Raw genomic sequence first — 18245 nt, 5'->3', positions numbered from 1 at the left:
CACGCGGGCGCCGAGGCGAGGCCCGCGCCTGCGCTGGCCCCAGAGGGCGGGGTGGATGAATCCGGGAGTGAGCGCCGTCCATTGCTCCGTTCGACCCAGCGCATCGCGCGGGTTGTGGGGCAGCGTGGATGACCTCGGCTGTGAGGCGGCCCTCGCGCAAGGGCTGCGCCGACCCCATCGGCGTACCGTCAGAGCGGAGGCACGCCGTGGACGACCTCGGCTGTGAGGCGGCCCTCGCGCAAGGGCTGAGCAGTTCTCTCCAGTTGCATTGTCAGGACGGCGGCTCGGTGTCGGCGAGCTCGGAGGTGAGCTGACCCTCGGGAAGTGCGCGTGAGGTCCACTCCAGCGCGCCGTTCGGGCTCGCGCGTGCTTCCTCGGTCGTCGCTCCAACGGTGAGCGTCAGGGCGCTCGGGCCGGCCGAGGGCGTCCGACGCAGCACCAGCTCCACGGGAGCCAGGGACTCTTGCTCCGGGCGGTAGACGTCGAGCACCACCTCTGCCGTCCCTTTCTTCGCGAGCAGTTCGTCGCGCACGGCGGCGCGGAGGGTCTCCTCCGTGGCAATCCCTCGCTTCGACGTGAAGGTGCCCTTCACGCGGCGGGAGCCCAGGCGCCCCTCGGCGCGGTACGTCGTCGTACCGGGTGGGGCGGGTGCGCCTGCCTTCGCACCCGGTGCGGCCTTGGGGGGTGGCTCGCGCCGGAGCGTCACCTGGAGCGTGAGCTGGCCGTTCTCGGCATGGGCGTGACGCTGCTCCTGCAACTGCCCGGTGCCATCCGTGACCGTGGTCACGGTGCGGTCCTCCGCGCGCGGGCCGTGGGCAGCCCCTGGCAGCAGCAGGCTGGTGGTGACTTCCGAGCGTCGCGCACCTCCGTCCAGGCTCCGCTCGGTGCGCCAGTCGAAGCCCGCGAGCCGTCCATCCAGCTTCAGCACCCGGAGCGCCTCCTGGGGCGCGGGTGTCCGGGCTCGGCCGGGCACCTGGAGCGAGGACGCCAGTCCGGTGGTGACGCGGTGGAAGGTGCGCGCATAGCCGGGCTCGTCATGGGCGCACAGGAGCGGCAGCTCGGGGCTCGCGCTCACCATCAGCTTCAGCCTGCCCGCGCTCACGCTGTCGCCGGACGCGGCCACCTCATAGTCCACGTCCACGAACATCACCGGCGCACCCGCGACGACGGAGACGTCCGTGGGCGCCAGGCTCCGCACGGTGACACCCGGGTGGCCCTGCGCCGCCTTCGCCACCGCGAGCACCGCGCCCGCCGCGTCGATGGGGCGCTCGTACACGAAGCAGCTCAGTGGCGCCTCGGTGCCCAGGGGAATCTCCAGCCGCGTGGAGCCTTCGTGCCGCGTCAGCCTGGGGGCGGCCACGGCTTCGACCTCGGCCGTGAAGAGGCCTTCCGTGGACCTCACCCGTTGCTTGGGCAGCGGGGCCAGCTCACGCGCGAAGGGGCCGGGTGGCGCCGGCGGGGGCTCGGGCGCGGTGGGCGTTTCCGGCGCGGGTGGCTCTGGCCGGACCGTCGTCACGGACGGTCCGGCGCAGGCGGTGGCGAGACACAGCAGGGGGATGAGTCTCCGCATGAATGCCTCGGGGTGCCCGGGAGCGCCGGCGGACGTCAGCCCTCCAGGGGGGAGCTGGTGATTCTGACTGCGCGGTCCTCACGGAAGTTGCGACGCACGAAGCTCTTCAGCACGGCGGGCGTCGGCACGCGAGTGGGCTGAAGGGCACCCAGGTCCACGAGCCCTCCCTGGCGGGGCTCCGACGCGAGCGCCGCCACGGTATCCGCCAGCGCCGGCCCCTCGGCCAGCAGCAGCTCCGACAGCCGCTGGCTCCGCTGCTCCAGCAGCTTCCGCTCGGGCGCGCTCGGCGGGCGGCGAGCCAGCGTGTCGAACGTCTCCTGCATGAGGTAGGGCAGCCGGGCACCGTCGAGGGAGCGTGTATAGGCGAACGCGAGCAGCAGGTCGTTGCCTCTCAGGTTGATGCAGAGCACCCGCATGCTGGAGACGATGGGCTCCTTCAGGTGGACCTCACGCACCAACCGGAGCTGAATCAGGTCGGCCACCGCGCGGCAGGTGCCCCGGTCCTCGTGGGAAATCGGGTAGCCCTGCGCGATGAAGGTGCTCGGCGCGCGGGTGTGCTGCTCGACGGGGTAGAGGGCCATCTCGGTCGCGGCGGACACGGCTTCCTCGGGCAGGGCCGGGGGCAGGCGGTAGGCCGTGTCCACCAGCCGGCGCGCCTCCTCGACGTTCGTCGCGCCCGTGAGGACGAGCGAGATGTTCGAGGTGACGTAATGCCGGGTGTAGAACGCGAGGAGGTCGTCACGGGTGATGCGCGCCCGTGACTCGACGGTCCCGATGATGGCGTTCTCCAGCGACACGCTCTGGAACAGCGCTTCCTCCACGTGCGAGGACAGGCTCGCTCGGGAGAAGTGGTAGACGCTCTCCGTCTGGATGATGCCCAGCTCGCGTTCCAGGCGCTTGCCTCCAGGAATCTCGGGGCTGGTCACCATGCGCAGCACGTCCCGCGCGAGCGCGGGGAAGTCCTTGGCGGGCGCGTCGAGCGCGTAGACGGTGGACTGCGCCGAGGTGAAGGCGTTGAGCGTGCCGCCCACCGCCTCGACGCGGCCACGCAGCTCGCTGCCGACGAGGTCGTGGCTGCCATGGAACACCAGGTGCTCCAGCAGGTGCGCGAGCCCCTCCTTCCCAATCGGGTCGCGCGATGCGCCCGAGCGCACCACGAGGCGCAGGGACGCGGTGGCCACCCCTGTCTGGGGCACCACCACGAGCTCCGTGCCGTCGGGCAGCAGCTCGGCGGTGGCGGCCGGGGCGTCGTCCTGGGGCGGGGCCCGGCCCTCGGCGGAAGGTGCCGCGCAGAGCAGCGCGAGCAAGCAGGCCCAATGCGAGGCGCGGTGCATGTTCATCTCCGTCCCCCTCCATGGGGGCGTGGTCTCGCAGCGGGCCGCGGAGTCGGATAGGGCGTGAAGAGCAGGTGAACGAGCCGGTCCTCGCTCAGCCAGGGTTGGACGCGCCGGGAGAACGCCTCGGCCGAGAGCGCGGCGAGCGAGGCCTCCACCTCCGGGGAGTACCACGCCGGCGTCTGGATGCTGCTGGCGAGCTGGAGGGCCACCGCGCGGGGGCGAGGGTCTTCGAGGCGGAAGCGGGCCAGCGCCGAGCCATGGCTGGCGGCGAACTCCTCGGGCGTTACCCGGCCCTCGCGCACCGCGGCCACCTCCTGCAGGAGGAACGGCCCCAGGTCCAAGGCGGAAGGGTCATTCGCGGGCAGCGTCAGCACCAGCGCATCCATCCACGGGGTCAGCAGCGGCGCTGCCTCCTGCGCATACCCCACGCCCATGTTGCGGAACCGGCGCTCCATCCGGTGCTGGAGCAGCGGCCCCACCACCCGCAGGGCGGCGGCCTCTTCGGGCTGGGTGATGTGGATGGGGTAGGCGAGGACGTTCACGTCGCTCATCGCCGGGAGCTGCGTCTTGGTGGGCAGCTTCGGGGTGAGCCGGGCCACCGGAGAGGCCACGCCGCCGCGATAACGCGCCACGACCCGGCGAAGCGCGGGGGCGTCGAAGGACCCCGCCGCGATGACGGTCGCATTCCGGGGATTGAAGGCGCTCGACAGGTGGATGGCCACGTGCCGCTCCGTGAGGCTCTGCACGCTGGAGGGAAACCGCGGGGGCGGCGCCGCGTAACGCACGTCGGTGGAGAGCGCCGACGCGAGCCGTGCCTCGAGGAAGTCGTGCATGTCCGTGAGGCCGGGGTCCTGCGCGGTCCGTTCGATGGCGTGCTCCAGCTTCGACGCGTCCAGCTTTGCATCCAGCACCATGCCCAGCAGTCGCTGGGCGAGCCGGTCGAAATCGCGGTGGTGGGCTTCGAGGATGAAGGCGCTCTGCCGCAGCCCGGTGACGAGCTCGAGCGAGGCCCCTGCCCCGAACAAGTCCCGCACCAGGTCGTCGTAGCTGCCGCGCCGGTTCGCCTCCAGCATGGCGTGCTGGGTGAGGCGGGTGAGCCCGTGGCTTCCCGCCTCGTCGAACCGGCCGCTCTGGAAGGCCACCACCAGCGTGGCCGTCCGGGAGCCCTCGCGAGGCGCGAGAATCAGCTGGGCATGCTCGGGGGATTCGCGGGAGCGCAGGACCTCGAAGGGCGCGGCGGCGGCGAGCCCGGCCGACAACAGCAGGCAGAGGGCCGCCGTGAGTGAGGTGTGCTTCGAGGTGTGCTTCACGGTGTCCTCCGGTCCGCCTGCGCGCTGGCGGGTGAAGGTGTGCGCGTCACCCGGGGGCCCGCGGCGGTCTCCTCGACCGTCAGGCCATTGAGGTTCGCGCGGTGCACCGTGAGCGCGTAGCGGGCAGCCCACTCCGGGTCCTGCCTGCGGGGCCAGAGCAGCCTGAGCCGCTGCGCCCACCATTCGAGCGCGTGTCCGCTGTAGAGGGCGTCATGAGGCGAGGAGAGCGCGGGGGCCGAGGCGGCTTCGGCGACCTCGCGCTCACTTGCCTGGGCGTCGGGCGCGTCCTGCGTCTTCGCACCGCCCATCCACACGAGCGAGCGTTGTCCTTCGTGCCACGTCGTGGCGTCGACCCGTTGCCCGGCGGCGTCGTAGGTCGTCCAGTCTCCGCTCCGCTTCCCTCGCTCATAGTGGCCTTCCACCCGCTTGCGCCCGGTGGGGAAGTAGAGGGCATAGGGGCCATGCAGGAGCCCGTGCTCGTAGTTCTGGAGCTCCTGGAGGACGCCGTCTTCCGCCAGTGTCTCCACCTCTCCGTGGAGCTTGCCCCCGGCGAAGGACTGCCTCATCACCAGCGCTCCCGACCTGGCGTAGTGGAGCCATTCGCCAGAGGGCTGGTCGGCCCGGTACTCACCTTCGACCTCCAGCCGCCCGGAGGCATCCCAGCGGCGATAGGGCCCCTTGCGCGCGCCCTGCGTCCAGGTGGTTTCCTCGCGGAGTCGGCCACGCTCGTCCCGGAGCCACGAGATGCCTTCATTCGTGTCCTCGGCGTTCGCGCACCGGTCGAGCACCCAGCCATCGGTGCGAGCCAGGCGGTGATGCTGTGTGGTGGGCGTGCAGGGGGATTTCTCCGAGACACGCATGCACTCCGTGCCGACCAGGATGACGCCCACCAGCGCCAGCCCGCCGATACGCGGAGAGAGCAGCGAGGGAGGTGGGGCGGCAGGTGTCGCGCTGGGACGGGTCCAGGGGCGGCCGTGCTGGCCCTGGGTGAGCCGGTGGAGCACGCCCGCGCGCATCCACACCACGCCGCAGCTCGCGCAAGGGGAGACCGCCGCGCCCCGGTAGACCACGGTGGCCGCGCTCTCGCCACAGGACGCGCACTTCACATGCCGTCCCGTGGCCTCCATCGCCGCGGATTCCCCCGCCAGGGGCTGGAGGAGCCTCCGCTCGGCGGGGGACAGCAGGTCGCCTTCGCAGTGACCGCAGTGGTGTCCGGGCTGGCCCGCGTCCCGTCGCAGCGGCGCGGGGGTGGGGCACTCCGGACAGTCGAGGCCCGTCTCGGGAGGCGGGGGCTCCTGCGGGAGCGGTGAGGACGTGCCGTGGCCCTGCTCCGCGTCCGGGGGATGGGCCGTGCGCTCACCCAACGCCCGGGCAACGGTGCGCAGCGTCAGGAACTGCGCCACCAGCAGCGCGCCGTCCGCGCAGAGCACCACGACCCCCCACTCGGGCGTGTCCCTCCAGGCTTCCATCACCAGGGCAGCGGCCACCAGCGCATGCAGGGTGACCATGCCGCGAGCCCCCGCCTTGAAGCCGGCCGCCAGCGGGCCCAGGACGGTCGCCATCAACGCCATGAGCCGCGGCAGGCCCACGACGGGGTAGCCCGGCAGGAGCGCCACGGCGATGACCTGCATCCGGGTGGTGACGCGTTGGCCGCTGGCCCTCCGCAATACCTCCAGCCAGAGCAGGAGCACGGCGGACCACAACAGCCAGGGAATCAAGGCCGTGAATGGCGATACCCGGCGCGGGTCCAGCGGGACGTCCCAGAGCGCGGGCCACAGCACCCAGGCCTGGAGAATGTGTGGCACCTGTAATGGAAAGACGATTTGCAGCAGCCGTGCGCCGATGAATGCCGCCTCGACCCCGAGCAGCAGCTTCAACAGCCAGGCTGTCTTCCTGAATCGAGGAATTGGGGGACTGGATGGTGTGTCTTGAATTGCTGGAATTGAATCGGACCCTGACAACATTTCCCCCTCGAGTGGAGCACGCGGACTGTAACCGAAAAGCTTGTCAGGGCATGAATCACCTTCAGTCTGGGGGCGACACGCGTCTCCAGAGACCGTGACATTGACTCGGCACAGCGGGCTACGTATACGGCTGCGCTCGTTGCACGGCCGGGGGAGGCTGGGGCCGCGGTGACCCGACCGCACGCGAGGGGGAATTCAGGTATGCAATTGCAGCTCAATCCAGGAATCCGTTTACTCGCATTGAGCGCATTGCTCCTCGTGGGCCCGACAGTCAATGCCCAGTCCTATTCGAGCGCCCGTTCTCGCGCGAGCGTCCCTTACAAGCAATTGCCCACTCGGGACGTGCAGGTGGGGGACTCCTCGGGTGCCTCACGCTCCGCGCTTCCGGACCGAAAGGTGTTCTGCAAGTCGGTGAAGCGGTTGACGGGGGCTGCCGCGGACGGCTTCGTTTCCCTGAGAGGGGTCACGCAGAAGAACTCGACGGACGAGGTCTCCATCTGGAAGTCGAAGCAGGGGCCCAATGACTTCCGTTGCTTCGTCTACCGCACCCAGGTGCTGGGCGACTACGTCTACTGCGTCCAGTCCAACCGGGAGTGCGGAACGCAGCAGGACGCCTTCCACATCTACTCCTCGTATCTCATGGAGTCATGCAACCCGGCCTGGAGCTGGCATGACTCGCGGGTGGATTCCTGGGACCCGCGCCGCATGGTGACGGGGACGAACGAGGAGGGCGTCCGAATCATCCTGGAGGTGTCCCGCTCGAAGGTTTCGTACTCCACGTGCGACCTGGCGCTCTCCATCGAGCTGCTTTGAGCCTCCGGAGGAAGGGCGCGGCCCCCTTCCTCCGGGAAGCTCCCTCAGGTCGCCCGGGCGCGGCGTGACGCGACGATGTCGCGGAAGGAGCGGCTGCGCAGCTCCTCCAGCGTGAGGCCCGCGGCCAGCACCTCGTCCTGGGTGAGCGCGCCGCAGCCCAGCCCGCGCAGGAAGAAGTTGAGGAGCCCCTGGCCGGTGGCCGCGTCGTCGAAGACGTCTCCCACCAGCGTGGCCTGCGCGGCCTTCTCCATGAACGCCTGGAGCCTGCGCGAGGCCGCATCCAGCCCTTCCAGGAAGAAGGCGTACACCGCCGCGTAGCGCACCGGGAGCTGACCCGGGTGCAGGTCCCACCCCTGGTACCAGCCGCGCTCCAGCGAGTGCCGGATGTGGCGGTACGACACCTGCCAGGCGCGGTGGACGGCCTCCATGTTCTCCCGCCGCTCGGTGGGCAGCATCGGCTCGTCCTTGCGCGCCCGGTGCGGCGGAACGGGCATGACATTGGTGGCGCCATCCGCCAGCCGGATGCCCGTGCCCGCGAGCGACACCTGCACCCAATCCCGCAGGAAGTCACAGGCCGGGTGCAGCATCGTCTGGGCATGCGCGCTGACGCCCAGCGCGGCGGTGTAGTCGTACACGCCCAGGTGGACGCTGGTGCAGCGTCCCTGGCCCGCCGCCACCAGCGTGGGCAGGTGCAGCCGGCCCTGCGCGTCGAACAGGGCCTGGGGCGTCTCCACCATCAGCTCGATGCCCACCGTGCCCACCGGCAGCCCGTGCCGTGTCTCCAGCACCTCCAGGGCGCGGGCGAGCGCGGACACCTGCTCCGGCAGCGACACCTTGGGCAGGGTGACGACGAAGGAGGGCGGCAGCTTCCCGCCCGTGCGCTCCAGCAGCGTGGTGAGGAACAGGTCCAGCGTGCGCGTGGAGCGGTCGAACAGCTCCTCGGTGAAGGACTTCACCCGGATGCCGATGAAGTGCGGCAGCAGCGCCTGGGTCAGGCCGCGCGCCAGCTCCTCGGCGGCGGACACGGCGTGGCCGTCCTCCTCCGCGTCGGGGCGGTGGCCGTAGCCGTCCTCGAAGTCGATGCGCAGGTCCTCCACGGGCTCGCGCTCGAGCTTGGCCACCACGCGCGAATAGACGCGCTGGGCGAAGCGGCCGCGCTGGGGCAGCCCCAGGCCGTGGGCCAGCACGGGGGCATCCGGCGCGTATTCCCTGAGCGTGCTCAGCGCGAGCGTGCCCAGCTTCCGGGCCGTCTCCGCCCGGAAGAGGTGCGCGCCGCCGTACACGACGTGCACCGGCTGCCGCTGCGCCGAGTCACCGGGGTGCGTGCGCGCCAGGGCCTCGTTGGCCCGGCGCAGCGCCTCTCGCGCCGCCGAGAGGCTCTCCGTCGTCAGGGTCGTCTTCACGACTGCCGCTTCAGCCACGCGGAGACCTCGGGCGCGCAACGCTCACGCAGCGCGACGTCCTGGGACAGCCGCTCCAGCGTCTGGGCCGTGGCCTGCTGGGCCTCGGGAACGGGCTGGGCCTTGAGCAGCGCCTGCATCTGCTCCAGTTGCTCGCGCGTGCGCAGCAGGCCCATGGCCTCGACGATGCGGCGCAGCAGCATGGGCGCGCCGCCGGTGCGGGCCACCACGTCCTTCCACTGCGTGCGCATCTGCTCCCACCACGCCTCGCGGCCGACGCGGTTGCCGAGCAGTCCCGCCACGAAGCTGGCCACGTCCTGCGTCTTCACGGTGTCCGTGTAGAGCAGCCCGCGCGCGCGCGCGGTGAGCTCGGTCGCCTCGAAGGCGGTGAGGGCCATGAGGTAGCGGCGCTGCGTGGCCGGGTCGGGCTCCGACGGAATCTTCTGGAGGATGGTGTCGAAGAGCGCCGCGTCTCCCGCGCGCGCCACCATGCCCACCGCCGCGTCCAGCAGGTTGGGCTCCAGCGCGTCCCGGTCGCCCTGGAGCATGCGCGCCACGCGGGGCCGGGCCTCGTCGAGCGCGTCCTGGCTGCGCGCCAGTCCGCCCACCGCGCGCACCAGCGCCGCGCGCCGCAGCTTCACCCGGTCCGCCTCGCCCGGCGCCGCCTGCCAGCCCAGCTTCTTCAGCCCGGGCCCCAGCAGCTTCTCCACCCAGGCGCGGAAGCGCACCTGCTCGTCGCCGTCCAGCAGCCGGCTCTCGATGTAGGCCAGCCGGCCCACCAGCTCGTCCAGGACGGAGTCGTCCTCCTCGTCGCCGAAGCGGCCCGCCAGGTCGAGCAGGTCCGCCACCGACGCCTGCCCCGCGCGCACCAGCGCCCACTGGTCCGCCAGCAGGGAGATGCGCTCGGAGGGCGCCAGCGCCTTCAGGTTCGACGCCAGCTTCTCCAGGCCCGGCTTGTCGTAGGCCACCCGGTAGAAGCCGGTGGAGCCCGCGTTGGCCGTCAGCCACTTCACCTCGCCCTCGCCCTCCAGCTTCACCGTGGCCTGGGCATCCCGCAGCAGCACGCGCTGCTCACGCACGCCGGTGTCGTCCTGGTAGCGCAGCACCACTGGCACCGGCCACGTCTCGCCGCTCTGCACGCCGGGCTCGGAGTAGAAGCGCCGCTGCGACAGCGTCAGCCCGCGCCCGTCCAGCTTCGCCGTCACCAGCGGGAAGCCGCTCTGCCCCACCCACGCGGTGGCCAGCTCCTCCACCGGCTGCCTCGCGGCCTCGCCCAGCGCGTTCCACAGGTCCTCCTTCACCGCGTTGGCGCGCGCGTGCTTGAGCATGTACTGCCGGATGCCCTCTCGGAAGGCCTTCTCCCCGAGGAAGCCCTCGATCATCCGCAGCACCGCGCCGCCCTTCTCGTACGTAATCGCGTCGAAGCTCTCACCCGCCTCGCCAGCGTTGCGCACCTCGCCGTGGATGGGGTGCGTGGACTTGAGCGCGTCCAGGTGCAGCGCGCTGGCGCGGTGTGCGTCGAAGTCCAGCCACATGCGCCACTCGGGGCGCCACTGGTCGACAATCTTGAAGGCCATCCACGTGGCGAAGGCCTCGTTGAGCCACAGGTCGTCCCACCACACCATGGTGACCCAGTTGCCGAACCACTGGTGCGCCAGCTCGTGCGTCACCACCTCCGCCACGCGCTTCTTCACCGACAGCGGCGCGGTGGCCGGGTCCAGCAGCAGCGCCACCTCGCGGTAGGTAATCAGGCCGGCGTTCTCCATGGCGCCGGCCTCGAAGTCGGGGATGCCCACCTGGTCCACCTTGGTGAAGGCATACGGCAGCCCGAAGTAGTCCTGGAGCTTCGGCAGCACCGCGAGCGCCACGTCCTGCCCGAAGCGCGTCAGGTGGGCCTTCTCCGGCAGGGCCCAGGTGCGCACCGGCACGCCCTGCGCGTCCTGCGCGTCCGTGCCCACCAACGGGCCCACCACCAGGGCGATGAGGTAGCTGCTGAGCACCTCCGTCTCCTGGAACGTCACCACGCGCAGGGCGCCCTCCTGCGTGTCCTTCACCACCGGGCCGTTGCCCAGCACGGTGAGCCCCGGCGGCACGCGCACGGTGAGCGCCCAGCGCGCCTTGAAGGCCGGCTCGTCGAAGCAGGGGAAGAGGCGGCGCGCGTCGGCGGCCTCGAACTGGGTGGCCGCCACCTTGCCCGCCTGGTACAGGCCGCGCAGGCCCTCGGTGAAGCGGCCCGTCCACGCGATGTCGAGCGAGGCGGGGCCCGTGGGCAGCGCGTCATCGAAGCGCAGCACCACCGTCTCGCTCGCCGCCACCGGCTGGATGGACGCGGGCTTGCGCTGCTCGCTTCCGGCGCGGAACGTCACCTCTCCCAGGTCCAGGGCGATGGCGTGCAGGATGATTTCCTTCGAGGGCGCCGACACGTCCAGGTCGAGCGTCTGCTGTCCGGAGAAGGACTTCGCGTCCAGGTCCAGGGTCAGCGTGGCCGCGTAGCGGCGGGGACGGATGGAGGTCGGCAGGCGGAAGTTCTTGTCTTCGGTCGGGTGCGCCATAGGGATGCGGAATCTAGCCTCCGCGCCGCCGCCTGCCTGGACTTATGTCAGGGGTGTCCGACGTCACACCCTTGGCGGCCCTGGAACGCCGTTGTCCGGGCGGGCGGGGCACGAGTTGGTGGAAGAGGCTGGACTCCCGCCTGAAGAAACCTTCCGTGTGGAAGGAAGCGGGCAGCTCCAGCACGAGAAAGTCCAGGTGGTGACACAGCTCGTGCAGCAGGGTGCGCAGGTAGGTGCGGAAGGCCACCACGCGCGCGTGCTTCGCCGTCCGCATCCAGAGCTGGATGCGCGGGCGCTGGCCCCGCTCCAGGGTGTACATGCCGTGCAGCTCGCCGGTGTCCGAGGACGGGCGGACCTCCAGCACCTCCACTCGCGGCGCGAACACGTCCAGCCGCTCGCAGAGGGCGTCACTCAGCCGGGCGGTGGCCTGCTCGACGTCCGGCGGGTGTCCCCGCGCCAGCGCCTCACGCAGCGCCGCCACCAGGGGCTCCAGCGTCCGGGGCTCCCGCAGGCGGAGCGCGCCCACCGAGTCACTCATCCGGTAGACGCGCTGCTGGGCGGGCGTGAGGCTGTCGTAGTAGGCGAAGGTCACGGGCGGTCCAGGACAGCTTCCCACCCGCGCCCGCCGCTGGCTACAGCCCGCCGGCCTCCAGCGCGCCCCCCAGTCCGGGGAAGGGCTTGGTGAGCAGGGCCTGGAAGACGATGTCTTCCAGGCGGATCCTCGCCGGAAGCTGGGGCAGGGTGAGGCCGGCGCGGACCACGGTGTTGCTGACGATGACCCAGACGCGCCGCTGGCCGATGGCGCGCTTGAGCGCCTGGGATTCGATGCGCACCGGCGTGCGGCTGTCGGGCGGGAAGTCACGCTCGGCGAGGATTTCCACCGCCGCGTCGTAGTAGGCCGGCCGGTTGAGGTCCGTGTAGAGTCGCGGGCTGTCCGGTGTGGCGCTGCCGGTGAGGGACAGCCGCGCGGACGTGCGCAGGGTGAGCGTGGGGGACGGGTTGACCACGACGAGGCTGGCGGAGACCTCGTTGACGATGATGTCCAGGTCCTGCGTGTTGACGGACTCCTCCGGCAGGTCGAGCGCCACCTCCGCGTAGACGGGCTCCAGCAGCGAGGTCACGGGCACCACCTGGTCGAAGGGCTCGGTCTGGATGGCGATTTCCGCCGAGCACGCGGACAGCAGCAGTACGCAGGGGAGCAGCAGGGCACGCATCATCATCGGAAGCTCCAGGACAGGTCGAGGACGGGAAGGACGGGGAGGCTCTCTCCGGGAAGGGCGGGGTCGCTCATGTCCACGTAGGATGCGCCCAGCCCCAGGCCGAAGTGCTCGCCGCCATAGCGGAGGCCGGCCGCGGCGCGCAGCGTGGCGCCGCCCTTCACGCGCACGCCGGCCTCGCCCACCACGGACCAGTGGCCCGCGAAGTTGAAGGCCACCGCGCCGGTGAAGGAGAGGTAGTCCGACGTGTAGTGCCCGTAGCGCGCCTCGCCCTGCACCAGCAGGCGGCCCAGCGCCAGACCATAGACGCCGTAGAACGACGGGCCGGATAGCTCGGGCTCGAAGCGCTGGAGCGCCGGCGTATCCGCCTCCGATGTCACGACGTCCGAGTAGACGGAGGCGCCCACGAAATGCGTGTAGCGCGCGCCCAGGACGAGGCGGTGGGGGCCGGCTGCCATGGCCCAGCGCAGCCCCAGGTTGGGGGCCAGCAAGGCGTTGGCGTACAGCGACGTGTCCACCGCCAGCCCCGCGACGAGCGGCAGCGCCGTGCGCTGGAGGCCCAGCACGGGCGCGTCGATGACCTCCGCCGCGTCCGTGGTCAGCAAGCGCGCGGTGTTGGTGCGCACGCCAGCCGCGTCAGCCGCAGCGAGAGGAGGGGAGAGCAGGGCAGCCAGGACACAGGCCGCAAGGGGAGGATGATTCAAGGCACGTGCTCCAGGGGGAGAGTGCGCCGCAGCTTATGGCCACTCTCCTCTTCCCAGAGTGCCTGCCTGCTCTCGACGGCCGCGTTCGCCGGGGGCCCCGCGTGCATGCGGTCTTCAACGGCTTCCTCATGCCGTGCGGGCCCATGCGCGCGGTATGGGGCGCGCCGCCCGGGCCAGGACAGACGGTGTTCTCGTTTGCGGTCCACACATGCGGCACATACCTTCCCGCCGCGTGGAAGAAGGGCAGACATCACAGCGGGTGGCGACGGCGCTGGAGCCGCGGGAGCGGGTGCTGGCGCTGCTGCGCCTGTATGGCTGGAATGCGACCTCGTTCCAAGTGCTCCAGCCGGGCTTCCACTACTGGTTCGACCCGGCGGGCGACGCATGCGTGGCGTATGTGGACACGGGTGGAGCCTGGGTGGCCGCCGGGGCACCCATCACCTCTCCAGCGCGGTTGGCCGCGGTGACGGAGGGCTTTCACGCGGCCGCGCGCGCGGCGGGCCGGCGCGTGTGCTTCTTCGCCACCGAACCGCGCTTTCTGGAGCACGTGCCCATGGCGTCGCTGTCCATCGGCGAGCAGCCCGTCTGGGACCCGGCGCGCTGGGACGAGGTGTTGCGCGGCAGCCGCAGCCTGCGGGAGCAGCTTCGCCGCGCCCGGGCTCGCGGGGTGAAGGTGCGCGAGGTCCCGGCCGAGGAACTGGCGGACGCGCGGAATCCCACGCGGAAGGCCGTGGAGCGGCTGAAGGCCCGCTGGCTGGCCTCCCGCCGCATGGCGCCCATGGGCTTCCTGGTCCAGCTCCGTCCGCACGCCTTCGCGAGCGAGCGGTATGCCTTCGTGGCGGAGGTGGAGGGCGAGGTGGTGGGCTTCCTCTCGGTGTCGCCCGTGTACGCGCGCGACGGCTGGTTCCTCCAGGACCTGCTCCGCGACCCCGAGGCGCCCAACGGCACGGCGGAGTCACTGGTGGACCTGGCCATGCGGTCCGCCGCCGCCGGGGGCCGGCGCTACGTGACGCTGGGGCTGGCGCCCCTGGCGGGGCCCGTGCGGCCATGGTTGCGGCTGGCACGAGCGTGCGGCCGGCCACTTTTCGACTTCGAGGGCCTGCGCGCCTTCAAGGCGAAGTTCCGCCCCGACGCCTGGGTGCCCATCCACCTGTCCTACCCCACGCCGCGCGGCGGGCTGGCGGCGGTGTATGACGCCCTGCGTGCCTTCGCGCAGGGCAGCCTGCTGCGCTTCGGCATCGCCACGCTGCTGCGGCGCCCGCGGCTCCTGGTGCATGCGCTGGCCGTGCTGCTCGTGCCGTGGACGGCGCTGCTGGCGCTGCCCGCCACGGCGCGCTGGTTCCCCTCCGTCGCCGTGCAGTGGGCGTGGGTGCTGTTCGACGTGGGCCTGACGGTGGGGCTGTTCTCGCTGGTGCGCCGCTGGCGCGATTCCCTGGCCACGGTGCTGGGGGGCCTGACGGCGGCGGACGCCTGCCTGACCTTCGCCCAGGCCGTCACCTACAACGTGCCCCTGGCGCGTGCGCCGCTGGACTGGGCCATCATCGCCGTCGCCGTGCTCGCGCCAGCGACCGCGTCCGGGCTGCTGTTCGTCTCCCGGGACTTGAGCCTGCCTGGACGCTAGATGTACGCGCCGCTGTCGAGCGACTCGTCCTCCGTGGGGACGGTGGCGCCGTGGCCGGGATGCAGGAACACCTCGCCGTGGTCCACCCGCGCCACCAGGTGGAAGCTCACCATGAAGTCGCGGCTCGGCGGCCACCCCTGCTCCAGCTCGAAGTGCGTGTCGCCGATGTGCACCACCGTGCCGAGCCGCCTGCCATGCTCGTCCCTCACGGCCATGCCTTCGCGCAACTCACCTGGGTCCCACATGACGCCCTCCTCGGTTCTCTTCCTTGAAGTGAAGATGCGCCCGCTTCGAGTGTTCGGCAGCCCACGTATGGTGTCTGCCCTTGCTCCATTGATGGACACTTCCGCGAACGAACCCCTGGACTGCGACCCGAGGGTAATGGTGTTTTCAGGAAAGAACTGACCCCGGCCCCGGCACCGTGACTCCTTCTCGGTGTGGCCCGTGGCTGGTGGGGAGGGGAGACCATGCGCCCGCCGTGTGGCGTTGCACTGTCGCTCGCCGTCCTGCTGTCCGCTCATCCCGGGCAGGCCCAGCCGCCCACGAAGGAGGCGGCGCCTCCACCCGCCGACCTGCCAGCGGGCGTGTCCGCGGCGCTGTGGAAGCTGTCCGTCCCGGCCCACCTCGCGCCCACGCCGGAGCGCGTGCTGCTGGGGGAGAAGCTCTTCAACGACCAGCGGCTGTCGGTGGACAACACGGTGTCCTGCGCCACCTGTCATGACCCGCGCTTCGGCTTCACGGACGCGAAGCCGGTGTCGGAGGGCGTGAAGGGGCAGAAGGTCACCCGCAACAGCCCCACCATCCTCAACGCGCTCTTCAACGCTTCGCAGTTCTGGGACGGCCGCGCGTCGACGCTGGAGGACCAGGCGAAGCTGCCCATCCTCAACCCGCGGGAGATGGGCATGCCCGACGAGGCGGCGGTGGTGGCCAAGGTGAAGGCCATCCCGGAGTACGTGGCGGACTTCCGCCGCGTCTTCAACCGCGAGGTGAACTTCGACGACCTGGCGGCGGCCATTGGCGCCTTCGAGCGCACGCTCTACTCCGGCAACGCGAAGTTCGACCGCTTCATCACCGGGGATTCCAAGGCGTTCTCCGCCGCCGAGCGCCGCGGCTGGGCGCTCTTCAACGGCAAGGCCCGCTGCAACACCTGCCACGCGGGCAACGTGGTGTCGCCGCTGTTCAGCGACCAGAAGTTCCACAACATCGGCATCGCGGCGCACAAGCAGGACTTCGTGCAGCTCGCCCGCGAGGCGCTGAAGGTGGTCCGCACCGGCGACGAGCAGCAGATTGACGAGCTGGCGCTGGAGACGCGCTTCTCCGAGCTGGGCCGCTTCCTGGTGACGAAGCAGGAGAACGACGTCGGCGCCTTCAAGACGCCCACCCTGCGCAACATCGGCATCACCGGCCCGTACATGCACGACGGCTCCCTGGCGACGCTGTGGGACGTCATGGACCACTACAACAAGGGGGGCGTGCCCAACCCGTACCTGGACGGCGGCATGCAGCGGCTGGGGCTCACGGAGGCGGAGATCGACGACGTGGTGGCCTTCCTCTTCACCCTCACCGACGAGAAGTTCGCGAAGTACGCCGCCAGGGAGCAGGCGCGGCAGCGCGGGCTGAAGAACAAGCGCCCGGAGCGCGACACCGCGGTGGCCATGGGGAAGAAGGGGAACCTGGGAGACCTGGCCCCCAACCCGGACCTGACGGTGAAGAACCCGGCGGACATCGGTGTGTACGGCACCGAGACGCTCGTGAAGCCCGCCTCGACGTCCAAGCCCTGAGGAGACGCCGCCATGGGGAACAAGTTCCGCAGCATCGAGACGAAGCACCACGAAGAGCGCGACGCCTTCTTCGAGGACCTCCAGAAGCTGGACCGCCGGGCCTTCCTCCGCGTGGCGGGCATCTCCGCCGGCATCGCCGCGGGCATGGGCCTGCGCACGCCGCACAGCTTCCAGCTGGTCAACGTGGCGGAGGCGCAGGGGACGAAGCCGCGCTTCTCCTTCGCGTACATCTCCGACACGCACCTGTACGAGAAGAAGCTCAATGACCGCTTCGTCCGCGCCATCCTCAAGGCGGTGGACGACGTGAATGCCCTGGACCCGCAGCCGGACTTCGTCCTCTTCGGCGGCGACCTGGCGCAGCTCGGCAAGCCGGGCGAGCTGAAGCTGGGCGCGGAGATCCTGAAGGCCGTGAAGGCGCCCGTGCGGATGATGGTGGGCGAGCACGACTGGTTCCTCGACATGGGCGAGCTGTGGACGGACCTGTTCGGCCCGCCGAACTACTCGTTCGACCACAAGGGCGTGCACTTCGTGGTGCTCAACTCCATCCTGGAGAAGGACTTCTGGACGGAGCGGGGGCTCACGCCCGAGGAGCGGATGCAGATTGTCGCCGGCCTGGACAACGGCATCCAGTCCCGCTTCGAGGTCGGCGCGCCGCAGCGCGAGTGGCTGCGTCAGGACCTGGCGAAGGTGACCAACAAGGCGACGCCCATCATCGTCTTCAGCCACTCGCCGCTCTACAAGTACTACCGGCCCTGGAACTTCTGGACCGACGACGCGGACGAGGTGCAGGCGCTGTTCAAGCCGTTCAAGACCGTCACGGTCATCCACGGGCACACGCACCAGATGCTCAGCAACCGCATTGGCAACATGAGCTTCCACGGCATGTTGTCCACCGCGTGGCCCTGGCCCTACGCGCCCGAGGGGCTGCCGCGGCTGACGGTGCAGATGAACCGCGCGGACCCCTTCAGCCAGTTCGACGGCTGCGGCGACGGGCGCATGGACGTGCTGGAGTCGGGGATGGTGGACAAGCTGTACAACCTCTGGGAGCGCAACCCCATCACCGTGCGCGCGAGCTACCTCGCGTCGGGTGGGAAGCAGGATGCGCCGCCCCGGACCAAGCTGCCGAGCTACTGAGCGCGAGGGGACACCATGACCTTCCGGATGAAGCTGCTTGTGGGAACGGGTGCCGTGCTGTCGTTCGTGGGGGGCGCGGCGCTGGCCACCGGGCCCGCGTCGCCGCCGAACGCGGCGGCCCAGGGCACCGAGGTGAAGAAGCACGAGCTGCCGGTGTCGAAGGACGGCAACCTCGTGGTGGGGCTGTGTGACGGCGAGACGTCCATGGAGGTGAAGGGCGTCAAGGCCGGCCAGTCGCTGACGCGCGCGCAGGCGCAGCAGGTGTCGGGCGCGCTGATGGCGGAGTGGTTGCGCAAGAATCCGAACGCCAACTGGGACCCGGTGCCCCTGGTGGCGCAGGCGCCCGCGCCGGGCTCCACCACCCCGCGCACGCAGCAGCCGCGCACGCCCGGGCCCGCGAAGGACGGCACGGTGCGCGAGGGCGGGGTGACGTCCGGGAGCGGCGGCGCGGAGGTGAAGAAGCAGGTGTCCGCGCCCATCCAGGACGGCCACACCTACGGCGCGTTCTCCGAGCGGGACGAGGCCATCTGGGCGGCGTCCACGGAGCAGTTCGTGAAGGAGGGCCACCGCGTGTTCCATGACGCGCAGGCCATTGGCGGCACGGTGGGCATCTCCTGCGACATGTGCCACCCGGACGCGACCAACACGCACCCGGAGACGTATCCGAAGTACCAGGTGCAGCTCGGCCGCGTGGCGCTGCTGCGCGATATGATCAACTGGTGCATCGAGAACCCCGTGCGCGGCAAGCCGCTCGCGGATGGGGACCCGCGGATGCGCGCCATGGAGGCGTACATCTACGCGCAGCGCAAGGGCGTGAAGCTGGAGTACGGGAAGAAGTAGGC

Annotated in this window: 15 protein-coding genes; 5 read left to right on the top strand and 10 right to left on the bottom strand. The window is 70.8% G+C overall.

Annotation, left to right across the window (positions count from 1 at the left end):
- Positions 1–271: 271 nt before the first annotated feature.
- The 4 genes from VZL07_RS10875 to VZL07_RS10860 are packed head-to-tail and all read right to left on the bottom strand — an operon-like array spanning position 272 to position 6094.
- Positions 272–1570: a hypothetical protein gene (locus VZL07_RS10875; RefSeq protein WP_426755428.1), complete on the bottom strand. Its 1299-nt coding sequence runs from the start codon at positions 1568–1570 to the stop codon at positions 272–274.
- Positions 1571–1605: 35 nt separating this feature from the next.
- Positions 1606–2910 (bottom strand): M16 family metallopeptidase, encoded by a 1305-nt coding sequence (locus VZL07_RS10870; RefSeq protein WP_426755427.1) that lies wholly within the window; start codon positions 2908–2910, stop codon positions 1606–1608.
- A complete protein-coding gene (locus tag VZL07_RS10865; protein ID WP_426755426.1) occupies positions 2907–4217 on the bottom strand; it encodes a hypothetical protein in 1311 nt (436 codons plus the stop codon). The genes VZL07_RS10870 and VZL07_RS10865 overlap by 4 nt, the downstream gene beginning before the upstream one ends.
- Positions 4214–6094: a toxin-antitoxin system YwqK family antitoxin gene (locus tag VZL07_RS10860; RefSeq protein ID WP_426755425.1), complete on the bottom strand. Its 1881-nt coding sequence runs from the start codon at positions 6092–6094 to the stop codon at positions 4214–4216. Before VZL07_RS10860 ends, VZL07_RS10865 begins: the two co-directional genes overlap by 4 nt.
- A gap of 483 nt (positions 6095–6577) precedes the next feature.
- On the opposite strand from VZL07_RS10860, the gene VZL07_RS10855 reads away from it, so the two are divergent.
- Complete coding sequence (locus VZL07_RS10855; RefSeq protein ID WP_426755424.1) at positions 6578–6994, top strand: hypothetical protein; 417 nt, start codon at positions 6578–6580, stop codon at positions 6992–6994.
- A 44-nt stretch (positions 6995–7038) separates the two neighbouring features.
- On the opposite strand, the gene VZL07_RS10850 is transcribed toward VZL07_RS10855, so the two are convergent.
- From VZL07_RS10850 to VZL07_RS10830, 5 genes are read right to left on the bottom strand one after another with little or no spacing between them, the layout of a single operon-like run.
- Positions 7039–8397 carry a DUF6986 family protein gene (locus VZL07_RS10850; RefSeq protein WP_426755423.1) on the bottom strand — a complete coding sequence of 453 codons (1359 nt, stop codon included), beginning with the start codon at positions 8395–8397 and terminating at the stop codon, positions 7039–7041.
- A complete protein-coding gene (locus VZL07_RS10845) occupies positions 8394–10946 on the bottom strand; it encodes a M1 family aminopeptidase (RefSeq protein ID WP_426755422.1) in 2553 nt (850 codons plus the stop codon). The genes VZL07_RS10850 and VZL07_RS10845 overlap by 4 nt, the downstream gene beginning before the upstream one ends.
- 13 nt (positions 10947–10959) lie before the next feature.
- Positions 10960–11538 (bottom strand): hypothetical protein, encoded by a 579-nt coding sequence (locus tag VZL07_RS10840; RefSeq protein ID WP_426755421.1) that lies wholly within the window; start codon positions 11536–11538, stop codon positions 10960–10962.
- Positions 11539–11578: 40 nt separating this feature from the next.
- Positions 11579–12166, bottom strand: coding sequence for a hypothetical protein (locus tag VZL07_RS10835; protein WP_426755420.1), 588 nt, complete (start codon positions 12164–12166; stop codon positions 11579–11581).
- On the bottom strand, positions 12163–12789 hold the full coding sequence (locus VZL07_RS10830) for a hypothetical protein (protein ID WP_426755419.1): 627 nt from the start codon (positions 12787–12789) through the stop codon (positions 12163–12165). The genes VZL07_RS10835 and VZL07_RS10830 overlap by 4 nt, the downstream gene beginning before the upstream one ends.
- A gap of 286 nt (positions 12790–13075) precedes the next feature.
- On the opposite strand from VZL07_RS10830, the gene VZL07_RS10825 reads away from it, so the two are divergent.
- On the top strand, positions 13076–14488 hold the full coding sequence (locus VZL07_RS10825; RefSeq protein WP_426755418.1) for a phosphatidylglycerol lysyltransferase domain-containing protein: 1413 nt from the start codon (positions 13076–13078) through the stop codon (positions 14486–14488).
- Here VZL07_RS10825 and VZL07_RS10820 read toward each other — a convergent pair.
- Entirely contained in the window at positions 14485–14733 is a 249-nt protein-coding gene (locus VZL07_RS10820; protein ID WP_426755417.1) for a DUF2171 domain-containing protein, read from the bottom strand. The genes VZL07_RS10825 and VZL07_RS10820 overlap by 4 nt on opposite strands.
- A 222-nt stretch (positions 14734–14955) precedes the next feature.
- On the opposite strand from VZL07_RS10820, the gene VZL07_RS10815 reads away from it, so the two are divergent.
- The 3 genes from VZL07_RS10815 to VZL07_RS10805 are packed head-to-tail and all read left to right on the top strand — an operon-like array spanning position 14956 to position 18243.
- Entirely contained in the window at positions 14956–16269 is a 1314-nt protein-coding gene (locus VZL07_RS10815) for a cytochrome-c peroxidase (RefSeq protein WP_426755416.1), read from the top strand.
- Positions 16270–16281: 12 nt separating this feature from the next.
- A complete protein-coding gene (locus VZL07_RS10810; RefSeq protein ID WP_426755415.1) occupies positions 16282–17403 on the top strand; it encodes a metallophosphoesterase family protein in 1122 nt (373 codons plus the stop codon).
- Between the two features lie 27 nt (positions 17404–17430).
- Positions 17431–18243 (top strand): c-type cytochrome, encoded by an 813-nt coding sequence (locus tag VZL07_RS10805; protein WP_426755414.1) that lies wholly within the window; start codon positions 17431–17433, stop codon positions 18241–18243.
- Positions 18244–18245 lie beyond the last annotated feature (2 nt).

Source organism: Pseudomyxococcus flavus, from assembly GCF_050038885.1.
GTDB classification, from domain to species: Bacteria; Myxococcota; Myxococcia; order Myxococcales; family Myxococcaceae; genus Myxococcus; species Myxococcus flavus.
Note: the sequence above shows the minus strand (reverse complement) of the source record. Positions and strands in the feature narration are given on the sequence as shown.

Excerpts from the sequence above, each read along its gene's own strand:
- VZL07_RS10820 (WP_426755417.1), bottom strand. The coding sequence starts at position 14,733 with ATGTGGGACCCAGGTGAGTTGCGCGAAGGCATGGCCGTGAGGGACGAG.
- VZL07_RS10825 (WP_426755418.1), top strand. The coding sequence starts at position 13,076 with ATGCGGCACATACCTTCCCGCCGCGTGGAAGAAGGGCAGACATCACAG.
- VZL07_RS10810 (WP_426755415.1), top strand. The coding sequence starts at position 16,282 with ATGGGGAACAAGTTCCGCAGCATCGAGACGAAGCACCACGAAGAGCGC.
- VZL07_RS10815 (WP_426755416.1), top strand. The coding sequence starts at position 14,956 with ATGCGCCCGCCGTGTGGCGTTGCACTGTCGCTCGCCGTCCTGCTGTCC.
- VZL07_RS10875 (WP_426755428.1), bottom strand. The coding sequence starts at position 1,570 with ATGCGGAGACTCATCCCCCTGCTGTGTCTCGCCACCGCCTGCGCCGGA.
- VZL07_RS10805 (WP_426755414.1), top strand. The coding sequence starts at position 17,431 with ATGAAGCTGCTTGTGGGAACGGGTGCCGTGCTGTCGTTCGTGGGGGGC.
- VZL07_RS10870 (WP_426755427.1), bottom strand. The coding sequence starts at position 2,910 with ATGAACATGCACCGCGCCTCGCATTGGGCCTGCTTGCTCGCGCTGCTC.
- VZL07_RS10835 (WP_426755420.1), bottom strand. The coding sequence starts at position 12,166 with ATGATGATGCGTGCCCTGCTGCTCCCCTGCGTACTGCTGCTGTCCGCG.
- VZL07_RS10845 (WP_426755422.1), bottom strand. The coding sequence starts at position 10,946 with ATGGCGCACCCGACCGAAGACAAGAACTTCCGCCTGCCGACCTCCATC.